The sequence below is a fragment of the Schaalia vaccimaxillae DSM 15804 genome, from assembly GCF_000420425.1.
GTDB classification, from domain to species: domain Bacteria; phylum Actinomycetota; class Actinomycetes; order Actinomycetales; family Actinomycetaceae; genus Pauljensenia; species Pauljensenia vaccimaxillae.
The window spans coordinates 166,385-188,631 of sequence record NZ_ATUX01000008.1 but is presented as its reverse complement, the minus strand read 5'-3'; the positions used below and the strand labels follow the sequence as shown (position 1 = coordinate 188,631).

The window sequence follows — 22,247 nt, the reverse complement described above, 5'->3', positions numbered from 1 at the left end:
CCCCCATGAGTGCCAGGATCCCAGCCAGTCGAGTTGCGTACCCCAGCCGACGCATCATTGGGCTCCAACGGTTTTCCATACAGAATCAGCGGTCATGTCCTCACCGGGTTCAACGAGCTTTGTCCACGCCGATGGAATGAGGACAACATCATCTGACGTCCACGACAGGCGTGCGATCGCATCCGATGGATTGTCGCCTAAGCTGTGGGCGCGCCCGATATCCGAGATGAACATCGTGGCTCCGAAACTGCCGCCCGAAGAAGCTCGAACTAAAGCTCCCGAACCGCCTCGCACGGTCACTTGTGCGCTGGATTGGGCAGGCGGCGTAGGTGAAGTAGATTCTTGTGAGTGAGCGTGAATATTTTTAGTCGCAGCGGCAACGCTCATCGACATCAAGTCGGTTCCTGCTCCGGAATCTGAAAAAGCGAGGCTTGCGCAGGGAGCGGACTCCGTGTCGACAACTTTTTCGACGTCGACCAGGGCTGGCCAATCAGCCGGCCCAAAAGAACCGTCATCGTCAAGGTTTTGGATGTCAGCAATCGATGCTGTCAGCGGGTTTCCGGCTTTACGGTAAGCGACGGAGAGCTCATACATCTGGCGTGCCACCGACGATAGAGATGCAATCCGACCGTTGCCAGTCACAATGTACGCACGAGTTGGCGCCTGGGCGTCAGATTCATCGCGTACTTCAATAATGGTGCCGATACGTGAAGACGCCAGGGCGTCGGGCATATTCTTCACGGGTATTCCCGCGTCATCAATTGAGAGTGCAGCAAGGTCGGACCCTTTTGAGAAAAGGTCAAGCCACGCCGCGTCAACGTTGATTGGCGCTACTTGGTCAAGCCCTAAAGCTCGGGCAGGCCCCAGTGTGCCGGTGGTATCAAGCAGGTAGCGTGTCCCTCCTGTCACGAGGTATTGCCGTTCGTTATTTGTTACGAGGGCGACCTGCGCAGGTGATGCGCCCTCGGGAATCCCAGCAACCCACGTGTGGACGCCGGTTGGCAGGGCGCATGATAACCATTTCTCGGAGGCCAAATCCGCGGCCGCAGGGACGTCGTCGGGGATGCCGGTAATTCCCACCTGAGATCCCCGGGGGATTCCTTCGATAGTGGATACGGCCACGGAACTGGTTTTATACGAACCTGGTTCGGACAGGAGCTTCGCGGAGGTGATGTTGGTGACTGGACGTAACGTCGCGTCAATACTGTAGTAGCGCGCTCCTGTGGACTTAACGACGACCATTGTGGAGTTTTGCCAGTCTTTGGGCAAAGTGGGAGAGAAACGACCCATGACTGCGGCGACGATGAGAATGACGGCTGCGATGACGCCGCCGATGAGAAGGGGACGCAAATTGTTGGGCGTCTCAATTTCCCTGCCCCCGGGAGTGCCCGACGAAAAGGCTGTAACCAGCCTGCGTCTGTTGTATCGCTGAGCCTCGAGGATGTCCTTATTCGATGCCATCAGAGGATCCCCCACACAAGAGTTGTCAGAGGCAAGATGGCGAGCAGAACGAGGATGCTTGCGGCATTGGCGGCTCGCGTGAGCCAGGGACGTATGCGCGAATTCACTACGTTGACTGCCAGCAGGCTCGCAGCCACTGCCAGTGCTGCAACGACAATGCCAGGAACCAAGTGAGGCAGACTCAGGGCAGCTCCGCTGGTGGCCCAGATAAATAAGAGCATGCCGGTGATGACACCAACTAATACTTCGAGCCGGGACCTCAGAGAACGCGTCGTCAACATGAGGGCAGCGCCCGCGCACGCGAGGAGGCAGATTGCTTCAGTGGAGCCGATGAGCATGGGAGCAAGGAAACACATGGCAAGAGATATGCCAGTTTTTAGTGAGATCACGAAGATGTGAGAGTTTGAGATCTTGCCTTCGACATGCTCAATATCTACTGGAGACATTGACGAGGGGCCAGTGACGTGAACTGGTAGCTGCGCTAAAGCAAACCAGGGTACTGATAGCGAGACAATGAGTAGTAGAGCCAAAGCCGTAGCAGCGACTCCTTCGACGGGCAGGCCCGTGTAAGCACCCATCACTCCCATGATGACCATTGTGAGTCCGAGGACAAGGGGAGCTCCCATGGTTGCTCTGAGTCTGGCCGGTAGGACAAAGAATCCTGCGGTGGCGATGAGGGCCCCGATTCCTCCCGCCAGCCACGTCAGAGGTTTCCACCCTCCTCCAACGAGACTAAAACCTGCGGCCATCATCAATACGGGGGCTGTGGCCAGTAGCGAAATGGCTCCCGCGTAGGAAGGAATCTTGGCGACCACCGCTGATACTGCCGTGACAAGTGCGGCACCGACTACTCCAATGGCCACGGTGATGTAACCATGCTCAGGTCCCATTCCCATCAGAACTGCGGCAACTAAAACGAGTGCGGCAGCTGCATGTGACGATAACTGAAGCGAATGAGCGGGAGTCCACTCGTCCGATGTCTTCTCTACGCTGGATCCGACGGCTTCAACGAGGTCGTCGTAGCGCAGGTCGCGCGCGGACTGCCCGATTGGTTCTAGAGTGAGGACTGCGCCGGCCTTGACATTCTGGTCGGGAAGGGTTTTTGACTGGTCGAGCTTTCGGCCGTCGGAGGTAACAACCGCAAAGCCTGCGGATACAGTGCGCGGATCCATGCGGCCAAGAGCATCGACCATGCCGGGGACAGCCTCGGCCAGTGAAACAGATTGTGGCAGCGACATGTCAACGGTTTCGCCGCCGTACGTTACCGATATCGGCATGAGAGCGGCGCTTGGCCTCGTCGTCGTAGACATCAGGTCCTCCGAATCCTGTGCACAGTGCAGACCGCACTGCTCCTAGATTAGTGGTTCTCCTGTATCAAATCTGACCATGTTTAATGGACGGGCATAGACGTAGATGGTTCCCTCGCTTAAAGTGGGGTGTGTCAAGTGCAATGGAGGTCAAGAGCCTTCGTGGCAAACCCCATTATGGAGGACAAAATGGCAGGTCAGATTTCTGCAGCCGAGGGTGCAATCCTCAAGGGAGCTGATACCGTTTCAGCAACCCGCGACGATCTCAAGGCGCGTATTAGCAATGTTGAGAGCCAGATGGCCGCAATCGGCGGCAACTGGACTGGCCCCGCAGCTACCGCATTCCACTCACTGATGCTCCGGTGGAACGAAGAAGCCAGCAAAGTCACCAATGCTCTTGTTCAGTTCGAAGACAACCTGCGCTCCGCGCAGCGCGACTACGACGTTGCTGACCAAGAGCAGGAAAGCACTTTCGCCAACCTCGCCAGCCGTCTGGGCTGAACGCGCAGCAGAATAGGAAGAACCATGGATCTCAAGGTGAACTACGGAGCGCTCAGCACAGCCTCCTCCGATCTCAACGCCGGCGCCACCGCCATCCAGTCTGCTCTGGACAACATGGATGCTGAACTCCAGCAGCTGCGTTCCAACTGGGAAGGCGACGCCCAGCAGGCATACCTCGTTGCGAAGCAGCAGTGGACCGAGGGCATGACCGGCATGCGTAATGTGCTCGCTCAGATTTCGACCCTGGTTGAGTCGGCTAACCAGTCCTACAACTCGACTGACACCTCTAACGCAGCTCGCTTCCAGTGATCTGGTAGAGCCCAGGCTCTGAAATATTTGCAGGCGGGCCCCTCATTCGTAAAGGATGAGGGGCCCGCGCTTGTGTTAGTGCTGGTGATCTCTTTCAGTGTTGATCGGTGTTCGCGGTAATTGTCAAAGTTCGTTCTCCCATTATTAGAACGGTTCCAATGGGGATGGAGCGTCTCTGGCCTCGGGGGAGTTCAACAACCGTCCCATCCGGGGTGCGCGCGCTGGTGCCGTTCGCAGAAAAAGCATCCTCGACCCAAACACCTGAACGGGTGGGGCCCAGTCGCAAGTGGGTGCGCGACAGTGAGCGAGTGGAGTCTGCGATGGTAACTAGCCGGGAGTTGGGATCATTGGATTTAGGGGCTCTGCCGAGAACGAGCAATGAGTCGACACGTTCTTGCTCCCCTGAGTCCATGACCGCCCATACGTTGCGAGATGCTGCTTTGGGAGCAGAGGTGTGAGCTGGTGTGGGTGGAGCAGGTTCTGGAAGAGTCGGAGCAGCTGCGGTAGGTGGAGACGGGGCTGGATGAGCTTGAGCCGGAGCAGCCGGGGTAGGCGGAGTTACTGTGGCGACAGCGGGGTGGGCCTGCGGCGCTGGAGCCGGTTCAGGAAGAGTGGGCGTGGCTGGAGGCTGACGTTTTTGCGCGGCGTACTGCGGTGCTACCGGCTGGTAGGTAGCTCCAGTAGTCAGAGGTTGAGTTGGGGATCCGTGAATAGCTGGCGGAGTCGTTGAGCTAGGTGTACTAAGTGGTGAGCCAATCTTGGCTGAGTCAACCGCGGCGAAACCGCTAGGAGCCAGAGGGGTCGCATTACTATTTGGTGTCGAAATACTGGCGTATCCGGTTCCTGCGCGTTCATATCCAGAACCGGAGTGATAGACCGGTTGAGTCAGATCCACAATCTGGGTGCCAGTGGCACGTTCAATCCACCCGCGCCCGTTTTTACCCGTCAATGTTGAGGCAACTAGACCGATAAGTGTGACTGCCATGATGCCGCTGAGGATGGTGTGGATCGAAGCTTTTGCTAGTCCTGGAGTCTGAGTCGAATTGTCAAGCAAGATGGCTGTCTTGAGGGCGGCTGCTCCCAAGCTGCGCCCAGTGATCGAAATTGCTACCGCGGCAACGATGAGCAGCTGCAACGCTGTTAGCGCCACGAGGACAACAGAGGGACGCAGTATCCATATGAGGCCGCAGGCCGCAGCTACTATCACCAAGTCGATTGCAGGAGCACCCAAACGTTTACTTGGGCTTGCCGGACCAAAAGCCTGAGGGTCTGAGGATTGCGGTGCGGATTGGTCTGCCAGGGTTGGCTGTGCGAGGGGTCCGGTCATGATGCCACCTGTCGAATGAAATCAAAGGCCCCCGTTGCGTATACGGCGATGGGGAGGATGAATATGAGGCTGAAAGCCTCAAGAATATCGAGGATGCGTCCTGTTAAAGCGGCGGGCCCTTTCCGGCTGGTGATGACGACGGCTGACAGGCTGATCAAGCCTGTGCTTAAGAGAATGGCAACTGTCAGTGGCACGCCGATTGTTGTGATCACAGGCGGGGAAGTCAGTGCGCCAATTCCTATGGCCACCGCTGCGATACGAGGAAGAATACGTGAACTCACGTCACGTTGGCCTCTCCCGCAGATCAAGAGTGCCACGCAGGACAGGACAAGCACCGCCAAAGCAGCCCGACCTTTCCACGTCTGCGAATCCATCATCTGGCAGACCGATGGTATGCAGGTCAGGATGACTACTGTCAATGCGATCAAAATCGTCTGGGTGCGGCTGGTGGCTTCGTCCATTGTCCTTAAGACTCGTGGCATCGTAATTTTCGAGGGCGGATGCGGAGTCGGACCTCGCAATGATCCAGCGGTTGTCGCCACCAGAGGCATATCGAGCAACTGCGTTTCGGGAATACGAAGGGCCAGCGTTGGAGCAAGAGAGATGCTCAGGACGCACACTGCTAGGAATATAGGTGATAGGTCTGCGAATTCAATTTCCAGGAGAGCGCGGATCGTTGATACGGCAACAATGACCGCCCAGATCCAAGAGAGCGTTGAGGCCACCACAAAGCCGTAGATGTTCCACGCAACAATGGAGCCGATGAGTGCCCACCAGAAAGTGGCTAGGGGCGCCGCAACAGTGGCGAATTCGGAAGTTGGAGGGATAATGGCCAGAGCGGTTAGGCCAAAAAGCAGTGATAAGGAGATCACCAGCCACGGCATTTGGCGCACTCTCTTAATGGTGATAGCCCAGACGCATACGAGCGCACAGACTAAACCAGTGGCCCATCGCAGCGGTCCTGGAGGAGCCCACGAAGTGAAGAAAGGGGCGACAAGTACGGCGCCCTCGGCAATGATTAAAGCTGTCAGAAGGACGATTCCAGACAGAACCCGTCGCATCCATGGGAAAGCGTTACGGTGTGCAGCTTGAGAAGCAATTCGACGCGATTCCTTGCGTCCTGACAAGGCGATGATGCTTCCCGAGGGTAGGTCTCGCCCGATGACAGCTCCGGCGGCTACTGCGCGTCCGTTGGGTGTCGTTAGATTGATTGCCCCTTGACTGAGGTCGACTTCGATCATGGCCATGAGGCCGGCAACTGTTGTTCCTTCTGGAACGGTGTAGTCGTGTGGACCGGAGCCATCGATGATGGTCGTGCAGGCGAGCAGCTGTGTCACGGTGTGTGCCCTCCTGTCAATACTGAAGATGACTTGAAACAGTGTCCAATTATCGTGCGGATGTTTCTGAGCGTATCCGCTATACGACGATAGTATGAAGTGCCCTCGCGGGGCGTTTGCATCCACCAGTAGGGGAGGACGAATGGCACGAATCGGTGCGAACGAGGTCGATCGGACCAGTGCGCCGGAACTGCCCTCTGGGCAGATCCCGCTGCAAGCTCCCCCTGACCAGGCAGAACCCGCGGGAATGGGGTCGATTCTGGCCACCGTGATCCCCATGATGGGTTCGATGGGTGTCATGGTGTTTATGGCGATGTCCCAGGGACAAAACACTCGCATGCTGCTCATGGCAGGAGCCATGGTTATCGCCATGCTATCCATGGTTGCCTTCAATATTTACCGCCAAGTTTCGGGACACCGTTCCAAGGTCAATAGCCTGCGCCGTGAATACCTGGCTTACCTGTCGGAGATGCGCCAAACTGTCCGCGCCGTCGCCTCACGCCAACGCACCTACATTAACTGGCATCTCCCCGACCCCAACGCCCTCGTCCTCGTCACTGCCGAAGCCACGCGCCTGTGGGAACGCGAAGTTGGTTCTGGAGATCTACTCAATGTGCGTCTGGGCTCATCCACTCAAGACTTAGCGATGGAGTTGGTTGAACCGGAGTTGCCGCCCCTAGCTAACCCCGATGTTGTCTGCCATTCAGCGATGTCGCGGTTCTTGGCCGCTCATTCAACGGTTGATGACATGCCTTTTGGTGTCATGGCGGGGGAATTTAGCCATATCGAGGTGTGTGGCGATCTTGAGCAGGCTCGCGCCCAAACCCGGGCGATGATGTCGCACCTGGCCACCTTCGTTGCTCCCACTGCCTTGAAGATCGCGGTACTGACGACTCCCGATCGCCTCGATCAATGGGAGTGGGTCAAGTGGTTGCCTCATGCCCGCTCACCGGAGATTTCGGACGCTCTTGGTCCGGCGCGAATGGTGACAACCGATCCGGTGGAACTCACAGACCTATTGGGCGAGGAGATCTCAACTCGTCCGGCCTTCCGTGTTCGTGACGAAGCTTCGCCGTGGCCCCATCTGCTGTTGATCTGTGACGGCCGAGTTCCCCCTGCTAATAGCCGATTGGGTTCCATCGAGGGAACCATTGGCGTCACCGTTGTCACCCCCACTGATAGCTGGGGCCCCATGACATCGCGGTCGACTCTTCGCCTGATCATTCACCCTGCGGCTTCGGCCCAGGAAACCGGTGTGATGGAAGTGATCCTCATGGACCGCAATCCCATTGTCTCAGTCGCCGACGTCATGGGTATTGCCCAAGCTGAAGCGGTTGCGCGCCGAATGACTCGCTATTCAGAAGAGGAACGTCCCGAGGCCGAATCGCCGGTGGGACGGTCCGATCCCAAGCGCCAGCAGGACCTCATGGAATTGCTGGGAACAGGCGATATTCGCGACTTCAACCCCGATCAGCAGTGGGTGAGGCGAGAAGGGCGGGAAAGACTGCGCGTCCCCTTCGGCGTGACACCAGAAGGCATCCCAGTTCTCATTGATATTAAAGAATCTGCCCAGCAGGGTATGGGCCCGCACGGCCTACTCATTGGCGCAACCGGTTCGGGTAAGTCCGAGGTGCTACGCACCATCGTTTTGGCGATGGCATTGACTCACTCACCCGAGCAACTCAACTTCGTCCTTGTTGACTTCAAAGGCGGCGCAACCTTCGCAGGCATGTCGGAACTGCCTCACGTGTCAGCCATGATTTCCAACCTCGAGTCCGAGCTGTCTTTGGTTGACCGTATGCAAGACGCTCTGCGTGGTGAGATGGTGCGTCGTCAGGAACTCCTGCGCGAGGCCGGCAACTACGCCAACGTGTCGGACTACGAGGCCGATCGCATCGCCGGTAAACATCAGGGGCAACCACTCCCCGCGCTTTTCATCATCCTTGATGAGTTCTCTGAACTTTTGACCGCCAAGCCCGAGTTCATTGATCTCTTCGTGGCTGTCGGACGTTTGGGCCGATCAATGTCGATCCACCTTCTGCTTGCTTCCCAGCGCCTTGAAGCTGGCCGTCTTAAAGGCTTGGATTCGCACCTGTCATACCGCATCGGTCTGCGGACCTTCTCGGCTTCAGAATCGCGTGAGGTCCTAGGTGTCACGGATGCGTATGAGTTGCCGTCATTCCCGGGCGTGGGTTATCTCAAGCCGGGTACGGACCAAATGATCCGTTTCCGTGCGTCCTATGTTGCTGCCCCTCCGGCTCCCAGGAAGTCGAATCCGAATCGGGTGGCGAATGCGGGTTCGAATACGCAAGCGATTAAGGTTCTTCCTTTCACTGCAGCTCCCGTGCTTCAGCGAGATGAAGCGCCGGTTGAGGACGTGCAGGTCGGCTCCGTGGTTTTGCCGGGAGACGCCCAATGGGCGGATATGACACAGATGGATATTGCTGTCGCACAGATGGCAGGTAAGGGAACGCCAGCCCACCAGGTGTGGCTACCGCCTTTGGATGTGCCCGACACATTGGATTCGCTTATGCCTGATCTGGCTGTCGATCCACGTCTCGGATACGTTTCCCCGACTTGGCGGGCACGAGGGCGTCTACGGATCCCACTGGGTATCGTCGACCTGCCCTTGGAACAGCGCCGCGATGTCCTCGAGTTTGATTTCTCCGGTGCCAACGGGCACATGGCGGTGGTCGGTGGGCCTTTGACGGGTAAGTCAACGGCTCTGCGTTCCATCGTCATGGCGCTGTCGCTGACCCACACTGCACAAGAGGTCCAGTTCTATGTCATGGACTTCGGTGGCGGAACCTTCACTCCTTTCGAGGGTGCCGCCCACGTTGCGGGTGTGGCTACCAGGGATGATCGGGAGCGAATTGACCGGATGCTCGCCGAGCTCGAGGGCATTATTGCTGACCGTGAAAAGTATTTCCGCCAGAACCGTATTGATTCGATTGACACGTACCGCCAGGGACGAGCCCAGGGACGTTTCGACGACGGCTACGGCGACGTGTTCTTGATTGTCGATGGTTGGGGAACCCTCAAGTCAGACTTTGATGGATTGGATTTGCGGCTCCAACAAATGCTTGGCCGCGCGCTGACTTTCGGTGTCCACCTCATTACTTCTGCAACCCGCTGGATGGACTTCCGACAACAGGTCCGCGACATCATTGGTTCGAAGCTGGAATTACGTCTGGGTGACTCAGCTGATTCGCAGATCGACCGTAAAGTCCAAGCCTCTATTCCTGAGGAAAGGCCGGGCCGAGGTATCGACGCAGACTCCCATCACGTCCTCGTCGCATTGCCCCGTGCTGACGCTGACCGCGATCCTTTGACCTTGTCTGAAGGTGTCCAAACGACCCTCGACAAGATTCGTTCGGCACTACCGGCTGGCCCTGGACCCAAGTTGCGACTGTTGCCGTCCAAAGTCACGATCGACGAACTTGTGTCGTTGCCGATTGAAAATCTGGGTCCAAGTACCGCTCAACCACTCATCCTCGGTGTGGAAGAAACCCGTTTGGGGCCGCTTGTTTTCAATCCCAGGGGCGAATCGCACCTGTACCTATTTGGCGACTCAAAGTCCGGCAAGACCACTTTCTTGCGTTCCGTTGCCAAAGAAATCATGCGCACCCAGTCCGCGAAGGAAGCTCAGCTTTTCGTTGTCGACCTGCGCCGTAGCCTCCTCGGCGAGATCCCCGAAGAGTATTTGGCTGGGTATATGACTACCAAGGGCGAGGCCGAACAGCAGCTACGCGACCTGGCCGGGTACTTACAGACCCGCATGCCCGGTGACCAAGTCACCACAGATCAGTTGCGTAACCGGTCCTGGTGGACGGGCGCCGAAGCGTGGGTCCTCATTGATGACTACGACTTGGTAGCGACCAACTCTGGTAATCCCGTGGCCGCGCTGCAGCCGTTGATGGCACAAGCTCAGGATATTGGCCTGCACATCATTATTGCCCGACGCATGGGTGGTGCCTCGCGTGCAGCGTACGAACCCGTGTTGCAGTCCATGAATGAGCTTGGGGTGACGGGCATCCTGCTATCAGGTAGCCCAGACGAGGGCACCGTTATTGGCCGTATTAAACCGGTCAAGTCCATTCCGGGTCGAGCCCAAGTGGTGTCGCGCGATGCCGGACAGTTGCGTGCTCACCTGCTGTGGACGGAGCCTTCCTCGTGACGTGGAATTGGGACGGATCATCTTGTTCGGAATCTGCTATTTCGCCTAGCCTTGGATTAGCTCAATAACAAGGGAGAAAGACGTGCCTTCATCACGTTTCATGCGTCTACTTGCACCTATTGCGGTCGGCGCAGCCATTGCGTCTGGGATTGCGGGCTGCGGCGGGGGTAATTCGGGGCAGTCGGGCGCACAAAGTACGGCTTTGTCTGCCGAAGCCAAAGCTATCGACGCCCTTAAATACATTGGGGATGGTCTCAAGGCCGACTACATTAAAAAGGTTGACGCCGCCTCTACCCAAGAATCTAAGGACGCTATCGTCGAAGAGGCGACCCGTATTAGTGATGTCGTTGGCACGCCGATGGCTCCCATTGATTTGATCGGTGACATGGGCAAGTCCCAGTTCATGTTGAACGAGGACGGCACAGTTACGGCCACACATGAGGTCTTCCACGCGATGATGTCCAATGCCACTCATTGGAGGGTGGGGGATCGAACCATGGATCTGTGCACGGATGAATCCTGTGAGTTCTACTCGTCCTGGGACATTACATACAGCCCCAATGAAGGCGTGCCACCCCATTACAGGTTCACCATTAACACGAATGGTGTTGAGCCTGACGATGCGGAAAACTACCGCGATCTGCTCATTAAAGAATGACCGCTGCGGCAGTGTTTCATCCGTGCTGAGCGCCCGTCCCACCACCGATTGCTAGTAAAGGAGGTCCCGTGGATCTGTCACGGCTCGGTTCCGTCCTGCTGACCCGCTGGGGCGCTGCCACCGACGTGGGCCCTGTGCGTTCAAGCAACGAGGATTCCTGGTTGGCCTCCCCACCCCTATTTGCCGTTGCTGATGGTATGGGAGGCCATGTTGGTGGCGCGCTGGCCTCATCGACGGCGGTTCGCACTTTGGAGTCGCGTCTGAGTGCTGATGCGCTGGGTGGGCGACGCGCGGACCTGGCTGACCTGGACGCGGGGGTGCAGGCTGCGGCCAGCGCCGTTGCTGGACTTTCTGATCCCGCGGATCCAAATGCGGCTCCCGGGACAACTTTGACGGGCGCCATCGCTTTGGACACCGAGGAAGGTCCCTTCTGGTTGACTTTCAACATTGGAGATTCGCGGACATACATTGTCGGTGGTAGGTCGATCCGCCAGGTGACACGCGACCATTCGGCGGTCCAAGAGGCACGGGACATCGCTGAAGTCACCGGCCAGGAGTTGGCTTTCCCGCCGTCGAATGTGGTCACTCGTGCGCTGGGTGCGGGCATGGCTGCCCTACCGCAGGCGGACTACAACCTCGTCCCTTTATTCCAAGGGGACTACGCGGTGATCTGTTCCGATGGGGTCCATGGGGTCTTGGGCGATGATCAGATCCATCGGATTGTTGATGTGGGCGGGGAGCCTCAGCAGATTGCCAACGAGCTGGTTGATGCTGCGATTACTTTTGGAACCCGAGACAATACGACTGCCGTTGTTGTTCACGCTTCAAGGGCGTCGCGAGTGGGTGATGATCTGAATGTTCATTCTCGCTTCATTCAGGCAGTGCGACCGGCTTCAACGACTACTGCTCGTCGAGTGGCAATTCATCAAGAGGAGGACTGATGCTCCAGATTGGGCGTTTTTCATGTCGGGGTGACGGCGCCGTGATGGTGTCGGGTCCGGTGGGTATGGCGTTTGTTTGCCTGCCTTTAGCTGAGGAAGCTGCTGCGATTGTTTGGGGGCGCGGCGATATTGGTGCATGGCTAGGACAGCGGGTCCACAGCGGTGACGCGGTGGTTCTCTTCGACGTTTCTGGCCCACAGCCGTATCTGACTGCTTTGGGTGGTGTAACTGTCGAGGGCGTGCCAGCTAACGGTGGCGAAAAAATGTCGTGGACAACCGACATTTGGGCCTGGCCCGTCAACCCAGCAGAATGGCAGGTGCTTGAGGCAACTCTCGGTCGCCCCGGCGAGGACGGGTGGAGTGTCTCGGCCCAGGATCGTGTGCGCGCTGGGCAGGTGCGTATTGGTCGAGGATTCGACGAGGTCGAACACTTTGATTCGGCAGATGTTGATGTTCCTGTCGTACAACCGGCCACCGTGTTCCAAGAGTCCGTCGATGAACCTGAACGTTCTGGGCAGGCCACTGTCATTGATCCGGAACCACTTGTTGCTCCTGCGCAGGCTCCTGTAGTTCAACCGGTCTTCGCTCCTGAACCGCAGCAGGCGTCGCAGCCGCCCGTGTTTGCAGGTCCCGAGACTGAGAGTGTTGAAGTTCCTGGCGATAGTGGTGGTTTCTTGTGGGCTCCTGAGCCTGGTCCTGTCGTTGATCCAGAACCAGAGCCTTTGGTTCCTGTGAATGCCTTCCAGGCGCCACTGAATGCGCCCTCGTCAGCCGTGGAAGAAGATCCTGCACCACTTGTGCCGGATTTTGGGTCGGTCAATGCTGGGCTGCCAGCCCAGCAGGTTAATCCGGAAGCTTTTGAAGAGACGATGACCCCTGAGATGTTTGCTCAGATGAATGCGGCCAATGATGCTGAGGCGACAATCTTGCGTCGAGTGGAAGGCGGCGTGGCAGCTGGACCTACCGCGTTCCTTCTCTATGGAGGGACCGCACCAATTGAGGTAGTGCGAGATGTTGTTATTGGGCGTGATCCTGATGAACGTGCGATCAGTGGGCGGCCTGCGGCGACTGTTTTGCGGGTGTTGAGTCCGGCTACGGAAATTTCTCGGTCTCATTGTGCAGTAATGGCAACTGCTCCGGGATCGTGGTCTCTTATGGACATGGGGTCAGCTAACGGTACGCTGCTGCGGCATGCAGATGGCAGCTTCCAAGAGGTGTCCCCAATGGTGATGGTGCCCCTGTCTGATGGTGATCTGATCGACGTGGGTGAGGGGACGACAATCGAATTCAGGATCCGCTGATCAGATTTTCTCATTTTGCCCGTGCTACTCAGCGTTTATGCCACTCACCGACTGATGTCTGGTTTTAGCGGTCCGCGTGATACCGGGGCGATGTGCCGTAGAAGGTGTTCGCCGGATTGTTCTTGACAATGGTGGTATTCGTGCCGCGATAGATGTAATCCGGATCGAGTGAAGGCGGCTCAAGCACCCCGGCTACATAGTCGTTGTAGAAGTCTTCCTTAGGAGCCCACTCGGGATTCTTGTTCATCAAGGGATTCTCGTCGGGCAGTGTGGTGGGGTCTTGGGTGATGAGCCCCCCAAGGTTGGCCAAACCGTATCCGTAGCGTGGATCCCATTCAACTCCGTCGTCGCGCACAGCGGTTTTCACCAGTGACTGAATTAATTGACGATTCGTTGCGTTGGGCCACTGTTCTTTCGCCAGTGCAAGGTATCCGGAGACGATCGCAGTAGCTGCAGATGTGCCAGATGATTCCTCAATCGTATTGGTGGAGTAGCTGCGAAGTTTTATAGGACCGCCCATGGCGGCCACTGTTGTTCCTTTGCCGTAGTTCGAATAGTCGGCAATTGTCCCACTGAAGTCTGTGGCCGCGACACCGACAGTCAGGTTGGCAGAGGCAAAACTTCTTTCATCATCTTCTTTGCTGTCATTGCCCATGCCGCCAACGAAGATGGCGCCATTGCGGTCACCTCGAGTGAGCAGAACATCGGAACTAATACGAGTTTCTCCGATCACGGAGAAGGAAATAATATCGGCGCCATCGTCGAGAGCCATTTTTGCTGCCTTGTCTAGTCCCAGGCCGCAGGTTGGATCTTCCTTAATATCTGCGTCTTCAATCGCAAGAGCGTAATTGATGATTTTTACACCGGGCGCAATTCCATAGTTCTTAGATGCGAGGAGCGAAGCCATTGCCGTTGCGTGGGTTCGTGATTCATCCGAAGGCGTGAAGGGACAGGGCGTGACGACCGTAATGTCAGCGCCTTCAAGTTCAGGAGCTGAGGTATCGACCATGCCGTCAATGACCGCGACAGTGACACCTTTGCCTGTCAAGCCGATGTCTTCGCGATTATTGAGGTTCAGGATTTCGACGTAGGGCTGAGTTGTAATGGCGTCTTCAGCATGTACGGGCGACGCAGCGAGGAATCCGAGGAATACGGTTGCTGCGCCGAGGCCAACGAGGGCTCGAAGCCTTCTATTCACCACTGGTTATTCTCCGTTGTGTTAATCGGGGCAAGGTCTGTGGCTTTGCCTTCCTGAAGGGAATAAGAGTCAGCGGTTGTGGTGACAGCCTCGTCCTCGATGCGGGTCACTTCGTAGCCGACAAGTCCGTGACTGCGTTTTCGATCCTTTTGATCTTTGGCACCAGTCCCAGCGTGAGGTGCAGCAGCGCCAGCTCGACCTGCAGAGGATCCTGCCCCCGTTGCGGTTCGAGGGGCTCCAGCCGAGCCGGTGCGGGTCACTCCTGCCCGGCTCGTACCACTACCCGTGGCTCTACCGGTGTTTTGTGTCGCTGAAGCAGCCCCCGAATTCATCATGCCTCTGGACATGCCTTGCGACATGGCCTGAGATGTCTGAGCAGAGGCATTTGAGACTAAACCTGTTCCTCCTACTGTCGAAGTCAGTGTGGAACCTCCGGCAGTAGAAGTGACTAGAGATGATACGCCTGAAACTGTGCCACGCATGGCAGTAGCCGTAGCGCCGATGCCGATCATTCCGCCCACGGCGGCCGCTGAACCGCCTCGCGAAGATGCGGAGCCTTCCCCGTTGATTGACGCATGATGATCACCGTTCTTGAGCCATTCAGAAGTCGAGCGGTTTCGCTGCAACATTTCTAGTGTTTTGGGATCTCGAGGCAAGTATCCCTCGGTGGGGCCGTCCGGAGTCATCCTACGGTTGATGGGAGTGTTGAGCAGGTCGCGATGTGCCAACTGGGCAGGGTCATTGATCGGATTGCTGGCGGAACCGGGCTGACCAGCGGCAGGACGTTTCCACAGTGGGGCGACCGTTCCAGTCAGTTGCGACGTTGCCTTGGTCGTAATGACGGCGCCTCCCGCCGTCGCCGACTTGAGTGCAGCGGCACTGAAGGAAGCCGACGAGGCAACGGAACTAGCGTTGGCTGCGGTTGCTGAGAAGCTTCCACTACGGGTACCTGTGTATTGGTCGCCCTGGCCAGGGTCAGGAAGAGGGGTGGGCAGAACACCACGGTCGCCCCAGCTCAATTCGTCCTTGTGGCTTGCGACGGCTTCGTTCATTTCAGCAAGGATCTGTTTTGCGACTTCGTCGCGTTTCTCAATTGATTGTTGTCGCAGCATCTGAGCGTAGGCTCTGCCCGTATAGGAGACGCCGTCGATTTCAATGCGGTCTTCGTGAGCATAAATGTTGAACTCCTCTGAAGACATTAAAATGCCTTCAGCTTCACTTTCCCGCCGGCGGCGTGCGGTAGCCATAGCTTCACGGGCGCGATTGTGAATAGCTGAATTATGTTCAAGCTCTGCCTTGAGTTTTCCAAGCTTGGAGTTGTAGTCGCGGACCCATTCGCTAATGACAGAGGCAAGCTGACCTGACATCGTGGCTGACTCGAGGAAGGTTGACAGGGCAGTCTCGCAGTCGGAGATTGACTGCTTGATCTTTTCCACCGACGAATTTTCATTTGAATCGTCGGTTGTCAGACTGTCAAGTTTGAGGAGTCGGCTGTACTCACCGCTCATGAGGGCCTCCGTGGTGCAGGGGAGATAGATTGAGGTTGAGGGGGCGCCTATTCGGCGCTGTGAGCAGGCATCCCAGTAGAGCCGTATCCGCCGGATGCAACACTTTCTCGAGTTGCAACTGGGATCTCAATTGGACCCTGCCGGTCGCCGGGGGCAGTTGTATTCTCAGGAACCGGAGACTGGTTTTGTGCTCCGGGTACGGGGCTCTGCCCGTTGTTTTTCGTTTGCTGTTCAGGCAGGTTGCTTCGCTCGTCAATCGTCTTCTGGTCGACGGATTCTCGGCCGTACGGTTCCACAGGTGCTTGTGGTTGCTGCTCGAGATCTGTGGAAACCTTAGTGACTGCTTCGCTGATATCTGTCTCATTGTTCTCGACAGCTATAGCGGTTTGGCGTACTGACTCAATGAAAGAATCCAACTGGTCACGCATAGTGGCCATCTCTGTTTCGAGGTAGGACAGATATCGCGTGTACTCGGGTGAAAAAGATGATGGACCGGCTTCGACTCCCCATTTGCGTGGGTTCTGATCGATGATCACCAGCGTGGATTCGGTGGTGGCCTCGGCGACCTTGGGGGTTCCCTCAGAGGCCAGAGTGTTCGAAGCTGAGGTGACGCTCTCTGTATCGATTGTGCTTTCAGAACTCATGCGTTTCCTTTACAGCGGGGCCGATGTAGTGAATTCTAAATGATCGGTCAGTGTTGGGGAAGCTATGGAGCTGAGTGGGCACTCATGAGGTGTATCGCTTTGTCTGCTTGTCTACGGAAAATGTACCAGCACGCTCATTTCAAGAGGGCGCCAGAACACTCTGTAGCTACTTCTTGTCCTAGGTGATACCTAGGAGACGTTCCGTAGAACGTATTCGTTGGTCTATTTTTTACGGCGGACGTATCGGTTCCTCGGTAAATGTAGTCAGCATCGAGCGCTGGTGGGTCCAAGACACCGTCGATGTAGTCATTGTAGTAATCAACAGCTGGAGCCCAGTCTTCCCTCTTTTGCAGCAGGGGATTCTCATCAGGCAAACCGGTGGGATCCTCAGTGAGTAAGCCTCCCAGGTTTGCTAGCCCATAGCCGTACCACTGGTCCCATTCTTGATCGTCGCCGCGAAGAGCAGTCGACACCAGAGATTGCAGTAGCTGGCGGTTGGTTGCTTCGGGCCACTTTTCCATCGCTAAGGCTAGATATCCGGTAACAAGGGGGGGAGCCAGAGAAGTCCCTGATGCTTGGGTGATGGTTCCTGTCGCGTAGTCGCGAACGTTTGTGGGGCCCCGTAAGCAACGACGGTTACTCCCTTCCCATAATTGGAATAGGGGGCGATGGCGCCGTCATGGTCCACGGCTCCAACACCGACAGTTAGGTTTGCGGATGCGAAACTCCGCCCGTCGTCTTCTTTACCGTCGTTGCCTGTACCTCCGACGAAGATCACACCGTTGCGGTCGCCCCGAGTTAATTCTGGTCCAGACCCCATGCGGGTCTCTCCCATAGCTGAGTACGAGATGATGTCTACACCGTCATTCAGAGCTTGGAGTGTTGCTTGCGCAATTGTGCCCACACAGTCCGGATCAGTTGAAACGTCCTCGTCTGCGATAGGTACTGCGTAGTTAATGATCTTGGCTCCGGGAGCAATGCCGTAGTCGGGGGAGACGAGGAGGGAGGCCATCGATGTCCCGTGACCTAAAGATCGTGGGGAAGGAGTGAAAGGGCAGGGATAGACCGTGGTGATGTCAGCTCCTTGGAGTTCTGGGGCTGATGTGTCGACAACTCCGTCAACCAACGCGATCGTTACACCCTTACCCGACACCCCATAATTGCTGAGCTCCTTGAGATTGAGCAGCTCAACGTACGGCTGTGTCGTGATCTTGTCCTCAGCTCCGGCGGGGCGCGCGATCAGAAGCCCGGTGAATCCGACCGCGCAGGCCGCTACAGCGGCTATTGCTTGTCGTCGACGAACAGTCATGGTGAACCACCTTCACGTTGAAGCACGGGCATCCATAGTGTTCATTCTAATGGCATAAACTTCGGTCAGTTTGGGCTGCCGCCCAATCTTAGGGTCCGTAAGCAACCCCCCATCCGTGGCAGTGTCGTAGGTCAGGCTGTGTGGGTGGCTTCGGTTGATTTCCCCGGATTGCCCGCGTTGTTTGTTGTGTGGGGGTTATTGGGGTTGTGTCCATTCGATGGTGTCTAGGACGAGGGCGATGTCTGTGGGGATTTGTGGTGAGGTCGAGGTCGAAGTTGCGGTGATTTCCCAGAGGCCGTCGGGACGCCCAATAGTCCAGGTCCAGCGGCGAACAGGAGCTGTTGATGTACCGTCACTGTAGTGGTCGATGTAGGTGTAGCCGTAGGCGGGAGAGCCGCCGATAGTGCGGGTGGGTAGTGTTTCAACGTCACTGTAGTCCTTGTAGTTTTCCGCGCCTCTTTGATCGGATTTTGCCCATTCGGCTACGTCAACGATGGTGGGATCATCGCCGTAGAACGAAAAATAGTCCCGAAGGAATGCTTTCGGCCACCGCCGTGCAGACACGGCGTTGTGGTAGACGTAGTCTTGGGGGTCGGAGGAGACGGCGTAGGGGACTGGTTGGCCGCCGTTTCTGACGATGTGCCAGTCTTGGGGTACTTTTGAGGTGACGGTGGAGGCTTCGTCTTGGGTGACTGTCACGGTTGTTGGGGCAGACATTGGGGGTTCTTCCTGTAGGGAGCATCCGCTCAACGGCATCACAATGAATACACACAGCATCAACAAGCCTGTATGAAAAGCTTTCAACCCTCTCACCGCTTACCTCCGTTTCAACTGGTCTGTTTCTCCCCTTGTGCATTTCAAAGTTGTATATCTACTGCAGGTTTTGTTTGCGGGGGGGGGTTATTGGGTTTCGATCCATTCGATGGTGTCTAGGACGAGGGCGATGTCTGTGGGGATTTGTGGTGAGGTCGAGGTCGAAGTTGCGGTGATTTCCCAGAGGCCATCAGGCCGTCCGACGCTCCACACCCAGACGCGAATAGGACTTTGAGGTGAGTGGTCAACGTAGGTGTAGCCGTGGGCAGGTGAGCCGCCAATGGCGCGCTCAGGCAAAGCCTCAACATCGCTGTAATCCTTGTACTCTTCAGCTCGTCGTTGGTCCAATGCGGACCATTCGGCTATATCAACGGTTGTTGGGTCGTCTCCGTAGATTGCGAGAATCTCTCGAAGAGAATCTTGCGACCACCATCTGGCAGACACGGCGTCGTGGGATAAGAAGTCTTCGGTATGAGAGGACACTGCGTACGGCACGGGTGCGCCGCCGCTTCTGAGTATGTGCCAGTCTTGCGGAACCTTAGACGTCACGGTTGATGCATCATCTTGGGTAACGGTCACGATTGTTGGGGTAGACATGGGCTTTTCTTCCGGTAAGGAACATCCGTTCAGTGGCAGCAGGATCACGGAACACAGAATTGGCAAGATCAGTCTGGGGGTGATTTTCAATCGTCTACCCCTCACTTGTTCCAGATAATTCGCGCATCTGCATGAGCTTTACGTGCGACAGTCACCGATGTTTCGACATGATTCGACGCTTCGGCATAATCGGTTGAGGCTCCTTGGCGAGATATGTAATCTCTGAAAGCGCTTTGTTGATCGACTGTCATTTCGTGGTACGGAATGATGTTTCCATCGGCGTCGGTAAATTGCCGTCTCGCATTTAAATTCTGTGAATACTCAGTAGGGGATTGAGCTGCGGTCGAGAAATCGCCCTCAGTGCTGATTGCCTGGTAGAGGCTATCTTTCATGAATTCCTGCACCATTGTTTCCGCGCTCACGTGTGCAGCATCATTGTTGTTATCCGTAGATAGAAAATGCTCAAGGACGTGGGCGGTGGCCCCGTCGCGTCCTTGGTTTGCAAAGTAACTGGTGAGATCTTTAACGCTGCCTTCAAGTCCTTCGGACACCACCCCACCAACTGGTATTGCTCCGACTCCAAGCTTGATTAGGCTTTGCCAACGTTCGTTGCGGGCATTCAGGGCGTCAAGAGCTTGTTTGGTGGCGTCTTCGGGAGAGGTGAATAGGGCTTCCATCGCCGACGACCAGCGATCGGTCACTGTATTAATCGATAGGGTTGGATCAGTTCCAGCCACAGCAGCCTCAAGATCCTCAAGGTATGCCCCCTGGGCTGCCATAGCCAAGTTCTCATATGCTGGTGCGCGCCCAGCGACGTAGAAGTCATCGCTTTGATCATCAGGTGTTCCATTGTTGTTGACTTCTGGAGAGTCGAACCCAAGATCGGTGAAGAACCCGTTCGCCCCTAGCAGTCTTTGCCGCATGTCAAAATCGAAGGTGATTGAGTGATTGTCAATCGCTCCACCTGTAATTCCATTGGCAGTTCCAGCCTCATCAAAGGCCATCGCAAGACCATCAATATGGTCAGCCAGAATCAGGCCAGCCCACGAACGCAAATTCTTGTTGTGATACCCAAATACGTCCTGACCATCAACCTTGTCACTGTCAAAAAACAACGCCTGATCATAATTCACATCAAGAGCATCTTGGTATCCAAACATGAAATTCGCTGCAATGCTCGTCGCCCTAGCATCACGATCCTGCCACTGAAGCCGCTGTTCCTCCGAATCAAACCCACCATCTGGATAAGGCTCCGCATTCGACGCCTGGTCAAGAACCCGACCAAATTGCTCTCCACCATCCTGGAATCCAAAATAGTCACCAAATACCGAACCCGTGCGCCACCCCGTCAAATACCGAGTCATATTCATCGGCTTGTCGGCGTCAGTAATTTCACGGTCGTGATCAATATCCATGCCCGCCGGTGTATCGGAGTCCAGGAATGTCTGGACGGCGTCAAGCCTGGCACGGTCGGCCGTAACCAGAGCCGGATCAGCCGTCGACAAGTCCAGATTCCCGGGTCGATCCATGAGCATATACATCGAATGCATAGGATCCCAAGTCTTTTGGTCCATGCCAAAGAAATAATTGACATCACGAAAGCCCGGGTGAGAAACCCAATCCAACTGCTGCGAATCCCACAACACCAGATCCTCAGCCACAGATAAGCCAGATCCGTTTGGTGTAAAGAAGGCAGGCCCCAAAGCAAGATTTGGATTCTTCGTTCCTGCCTCTCCAAGAATCTGCGAAATAAGTTCATAGCCCGGTATGTCCGGGCGGCTGTAGTTGTAGGCAGTCGGCGAAAGCTCTCTCATATCGTAGTCTGTCCGACCAGCAGTTTTAATTTCCTCGACAAAAGCTGAAGTGCGATCAGAGAGCGGCTGGCCGTTCCCTGTCATCAATCCAGCTCGCACAGCTTCGAGTCCGGCTTGCTTCTGTGCGTAGGCCCCATCGGTATTTAAACCGCCGGTTGCCAGGACTAGTGTGGTTCCTAGCGAGCGCAAGACATCTTCGCGCATCTCAGGTTTCTCAACAAAAGATGTCGCCACTCTGAACCCGAATTGAACCATTTCGTCGGCTGAGAGAATCTCAGCTAGGGCGTTTGCGACGTACGGATCGTTAAGTAGCTCGCCGTAGGTGTTGTAGAACTCTTCGAGTTCTTCAGGAGTTAAATCTTGATCCCGCATTCTCGTGGCCATTCGGGGAGCAACCTGTTGTGCGTGTTCCCACTCAGCTTGGCCGTCAATGACAGGGATGTCATCAAATAGGGAGGCCCCAACTTGAGCTCGAGATGAGGTTTTGCCTTCATCGACTACCGAGTTTTGTGCCGCGACCACAGCCTTCGCTGCATCTTGCGCTTGACCGTCGAGGTTTTCCATAGCGGTCTTGTAGCGTTGTAGGACCTTGTCGATAGCGCTTGTGCGGACGTTAGCGATATTTTCAGCGCGACGGTCGTACTCGTATTGATTCATCGGTGAATCAGTAGTGCGTAGGCGTTCTTCTTCGTCGTTCAGGTCGGCGATGCTTTGCTCATACTTGTGCTCGGCTGCCCTGTAATCTTCCCAGAGGCGTGGAACTGTCGTGTCGATTGCGAGGCCGACATCCGTGCCCCATTGCCTGATTGCTTTGACAGCGGGAGCAAAGCTCTCAGAAAGCTCGCGTGCATGTTGGCCGAGTTTGAGGATCGAATCTGTATAGGCATCGGCAGCCTCACCAATCCACCCCGGAACCTCTCCCGTTTGATGGCTGGCGACCTGGGTGGATGAGATCGCACGTGTGACCCTGTCCAACTCATCGGCGAATTCGTTTGCAGCGTTACGAATGTCAGGGGGTAGTGGCATTTCATCTTCTGCGCCCATT

The 22,247-nt window shown here is 56.2% G+C and carries 16 protein-coding genes and 1 pseudogene; 6 read left to right on the top strand and 11 right to left on the bottom strand.

Annotation, left to right across the window (positions count from 1 at the left end):
- Nucleotides 1-54: 54 nt before the first annotated feature.
- Nucleotides 55-1,461 (bottom strand): type VII secretion protein EccB, encoded by a 1,407-nt coding sequence (gene eccB / locus G439_RS0107745; protein ID WP_026459519.1) that lies wholly within the window; start codon nt 1,459-1,461, stop codon nt 55-57.
- A complete protein-coding gene (gene eccD / locus G439_RS0107740) occupies nt 1,461-2,771 on the bottom strand; it encodes a type VII secretion integral membrane protein EccD (RefSeq protein ID WP_083940827.1) in 1,311 nt (436 codons plus the stop codon). Before eccD ends, eccB begins: the two co-directional genes overlap by 1 nt.
- A gap of 159 nt (nt 2,772-2,930) precedes the next feature.
- Here eccD and G439_RS0107735 point away from each other — a divergent pair, with 159 nt between their 5' ends.
- Both G439_RS0107735 and G439_RS0107730 read left to right on the top strand, forming a co-directional pair.
- Nucleotides 2,931-3,269, top strand: a complete 339-nt coding sequence (locus G439_RS0107735) for a WXG100 family type VII secretion target (RefSeq protein ID WP_131333592.1) — start codon at nt 2,931-2,933, stop codon at nt 3,267-3,269.
- Between the two features lie 24 nt (nt 3,270-3,293).
- Nucleotides 3,294-3,578, top strand: coding sequence for a WXG100 family type VII secretion target (locus tag G439_RS0107730; protein ID WP_022868610.1), 285 nt, complete (start codon nt 3,294-3,296; stop codon nt 3,576-3,578).
- 94 nt (nt 3,579-3,672) lie between these two features.
- Here the strand turns inward: G439_RS0107730 and G439_RS0107725 are convergent, their stop codons facing one another.
- Nucleotides 3,673-4,905, bottom strand: a complete 1,233-nt coding sequence (locus G439_RS0107725) for an RDD family protein (protein ID WP_022868609.1) — start codon at nt 4,903-4,905, stop codon at nt 3,673-3,675.
- Entirely contained in the window at nt 4,902-6,242 is a 1,341-nt protein-coding gene (locus G439_RS0107720) for a hypothetical protein (RefSeq protein ID WP_022868608.1), read from the bottom strand. The genes G439_RS0107725 and G439_RS0107720 overlap by 4 nt, the downstream gene beginning before the upstream one ends.
- Nucleotides 6,243-6,384: 142 nt before the next feature.
- On the opposite strand from G439_RS0107720, the gene G439_RS0107715 reads away from it, so the two are divergent.
- The 4 genes from G439_RS0107715 (at nt 6,385) to G439_RS0107700 (ending at nt 13,319) form a co-directional block, all read left to right on the top strand.
- Nucleotides 6,385-10,419, top strand: a complete 4,035-nt coding sequence (locus tag G439_RS0107715) for a type VII secretion protein EccC (RefSeq protein WP_022868607.1) — start codon at nt 6,385-6,387, stop codon at nt 10,417-10,419.
- Between the two features lie 82 nt (nt 10,420-10,501).
- Nucleotides 10,502-11,077, top strand: coding sequence for a hypothetical protein (locus G439_RS11560; protein WP_022868606.1), 576 nt, complete (start codon nt 10,502-10,504; stop codon nt 11,075-11,077).
- 68 nt (nt 11,078-11,145) lie between these two features.
- The gene (locus G439_RS0107705; protein ID WP_022868605.1) at nt 11,146-12,018 is read left to right on the top strand and encodes a PP2C family protein-serine/threonine phosphatase; all 873 of its coding nucleotides are present in this window, start codon (nt 11,146-11,148) and stop codon (nt 12,016-12,018) included.
- Nucleotides 12,018-13,319 (top strand): FHA domain-containing protein, encoded by a 1,302-nt coding sequence (locus G439_RS0107700; protein WP_022868604.1) that lies wholly within the window; start codon nt 12,018-12,020, stop codon nt 13,317-13,319. The genes G439_RS0107705 and G439_RS0107700 overlap by 1 nt, the downstream gene beginning before the upstream one ends.
- A gap of 64 nt (nt 13,320-13,383) precedes the next feature.
- On the opposite strand, the gene G439_RS0107695 is transcribed toward G439_RS0107700, so the two are convergent.
- From G439_RS0107695 to G439_RS0107665, 7 genes and pseudogenes are all read right to left on the bottom strand, one after another.
- On the bottom strand, nt 13,384-14,517 hold the full coding sequence (locus tag G439_RS0107695) for a S8 family peptidase (RefSeq protein WP_131333590.1): 1,134 nt from the start codon (nt 14,515-14,517) through the stop codon (nt 13,384-13,386).
- Nucleotides 14,514-16,025, bottom strand: a complete 1,512-nt coding sequence (locus G439_RS0107690) for a TrbL/VirB6 family protein (RefSeq protein WP_022868602.1) — start codon at nt 16,023-16,025, stop codon at nt 14,514-14,516. Before G439_RS0107690 ends, G439_RS0107695 begins: the two co-directional genes overlap by 4 nt.
- A gap of 47 nt (nt 16,026-16,072) precedes the next feature.
- Complete coding sequence (locus tag G439_RS0107685) at nt 16,073-16,669, bottom strand: hypothetical protein (protein ID WP_022868601.1); 597 nt, start codon at nt 16,667-16,669, stop codon at nt 16,073-16,075.
- 134 nt (nt 16,670-16,803) lie between these two features.
- Nucleotides 16,804-17,978: pseudogene (locus tag G439_RS11555) on the bottom strand (S8 family peptidase).
- A 195-nt stretch (nt 17,979-18,173) separates the two neighbouring features.
- Nucleotides 18,174-18,695: a hypothetical protein gene (locus G439_RS0107675; protein ID WP_022868600.1), complete on the bottom strand. Its 522-nt coding sequence runs from the start codon at nt 18,693-18,695 to the stop codon at nt 18,174-18,176.
- A 183-nt stretch (nt 18,696-18,878) separates the two neighbouring features.
- The gene (locus tag G439_RS0107670; RefSeq protein WP_022868599.1) at nt 18,879-19,388 is read right to left on the bottom strand and encodes a hypothetical protein; all 510 of its coding nucleotides are present in this window, start codon (nt 19,386-19,388) and stop codon (nt 18,879-18,881) included.
- A gap of 101 nt (nt 19,389-19,489) precedes the next feature.
- On the bottom strand, nt 19,490-22,246 hold the full coding sequence (locus G439_RS0107665) for a hypothetical protein (RefSeq protein WP_022868598.1): 2,757 nt from the start codon (nt 22,244-22,246) through the stop codon (nt 19,490-19,492).
- Between the last annotated feature and the right edge of the window lies 1 nt (nt 22,247).

What these genes read in the sequence shown, in the direction of transcription:
- eccB (WP_026459519.1), bottom strand. Translation starts at nt 1,461, where the DNA reads ATGGCATCGAATAAGGACATCCTCGAGGCTCAGCGATACAACAGACGC.
- eccD (WP_083940827.1), bottom strand. Translation starts at nt 2,771, where the DNA reads ATGTCTACGACGACGAGGCCAAGCGCCGCTCTCATGCCGATATCGGTA.
- G439_RS0107730 (WP_022868610.1), top strand. Translation starts at nt 3,294, where the DNA reads ATGGATCTCAAGGTGAACTACGGAGCGCTCAGCACAGCCTCCTCCGAT.
- G439_RS0107725 (WP_022868609.1), bottom strand. Translation starts at nt 4,905, where the DNA reads ATGACCGGACCCCTCGCACAGCCAACCCTGGCAGACCAATCCGCACCG.
- G439_RS0107715 (WP_022868607.1), top strand. Translation starts at nt 6,385, where the DNA reads ATGGCACGAATCGGTGCGAACGAGGTCGATCGGACCAGTGCGCCGGAA.
- G439_RS0107700 (WP_022868604.1), top strand. Translation starts at nt 12,018, where the DNA reads ATGCTCCAGATTGGGCGTTTTTCATGTCGGGGTGACGGCGCCGTGATG.
- G439_RS0107690 (WP_022868602.1), bottom strand. Translation starts at nt 16,025, where the DNA reads ATGAGCGGTGAGTACAGCCGACTCCTCAAACTTGACAGTCTGACAACC.
- G439_RS0107685 (WP_022868601.1), bottom strand. Translation starts at nt 16,669, where the DNA reads ATGAGTTCTGAAAGCACAATCGATACAGAGAGCGTCACCTCAGCTTCG.
- G439_RS0107675 (WP_022868600.1), bottom strand. Translation starts at nt 18,695, where the DNA reads ATGTCTGCCCCAACAACCGTGACAGTCACCCAAGACGAAGCCTCCACC.
- G439_RS0107670 (WP_022868599.1), bottom strand. Translation starts at nt 19,388, where the DNA reads ATGTCTACCCCAACAATCGTGACCGTTACCCAAGATGATGCATCAACC.
- G439_RS0107665 (WP_022868598.1), bottom strand. Translation starts at nt 22,246, where the DNA reads ATGGGCGCAGAAGATGAAATGCCACTACCCCCTGACATTCGTAACGCT.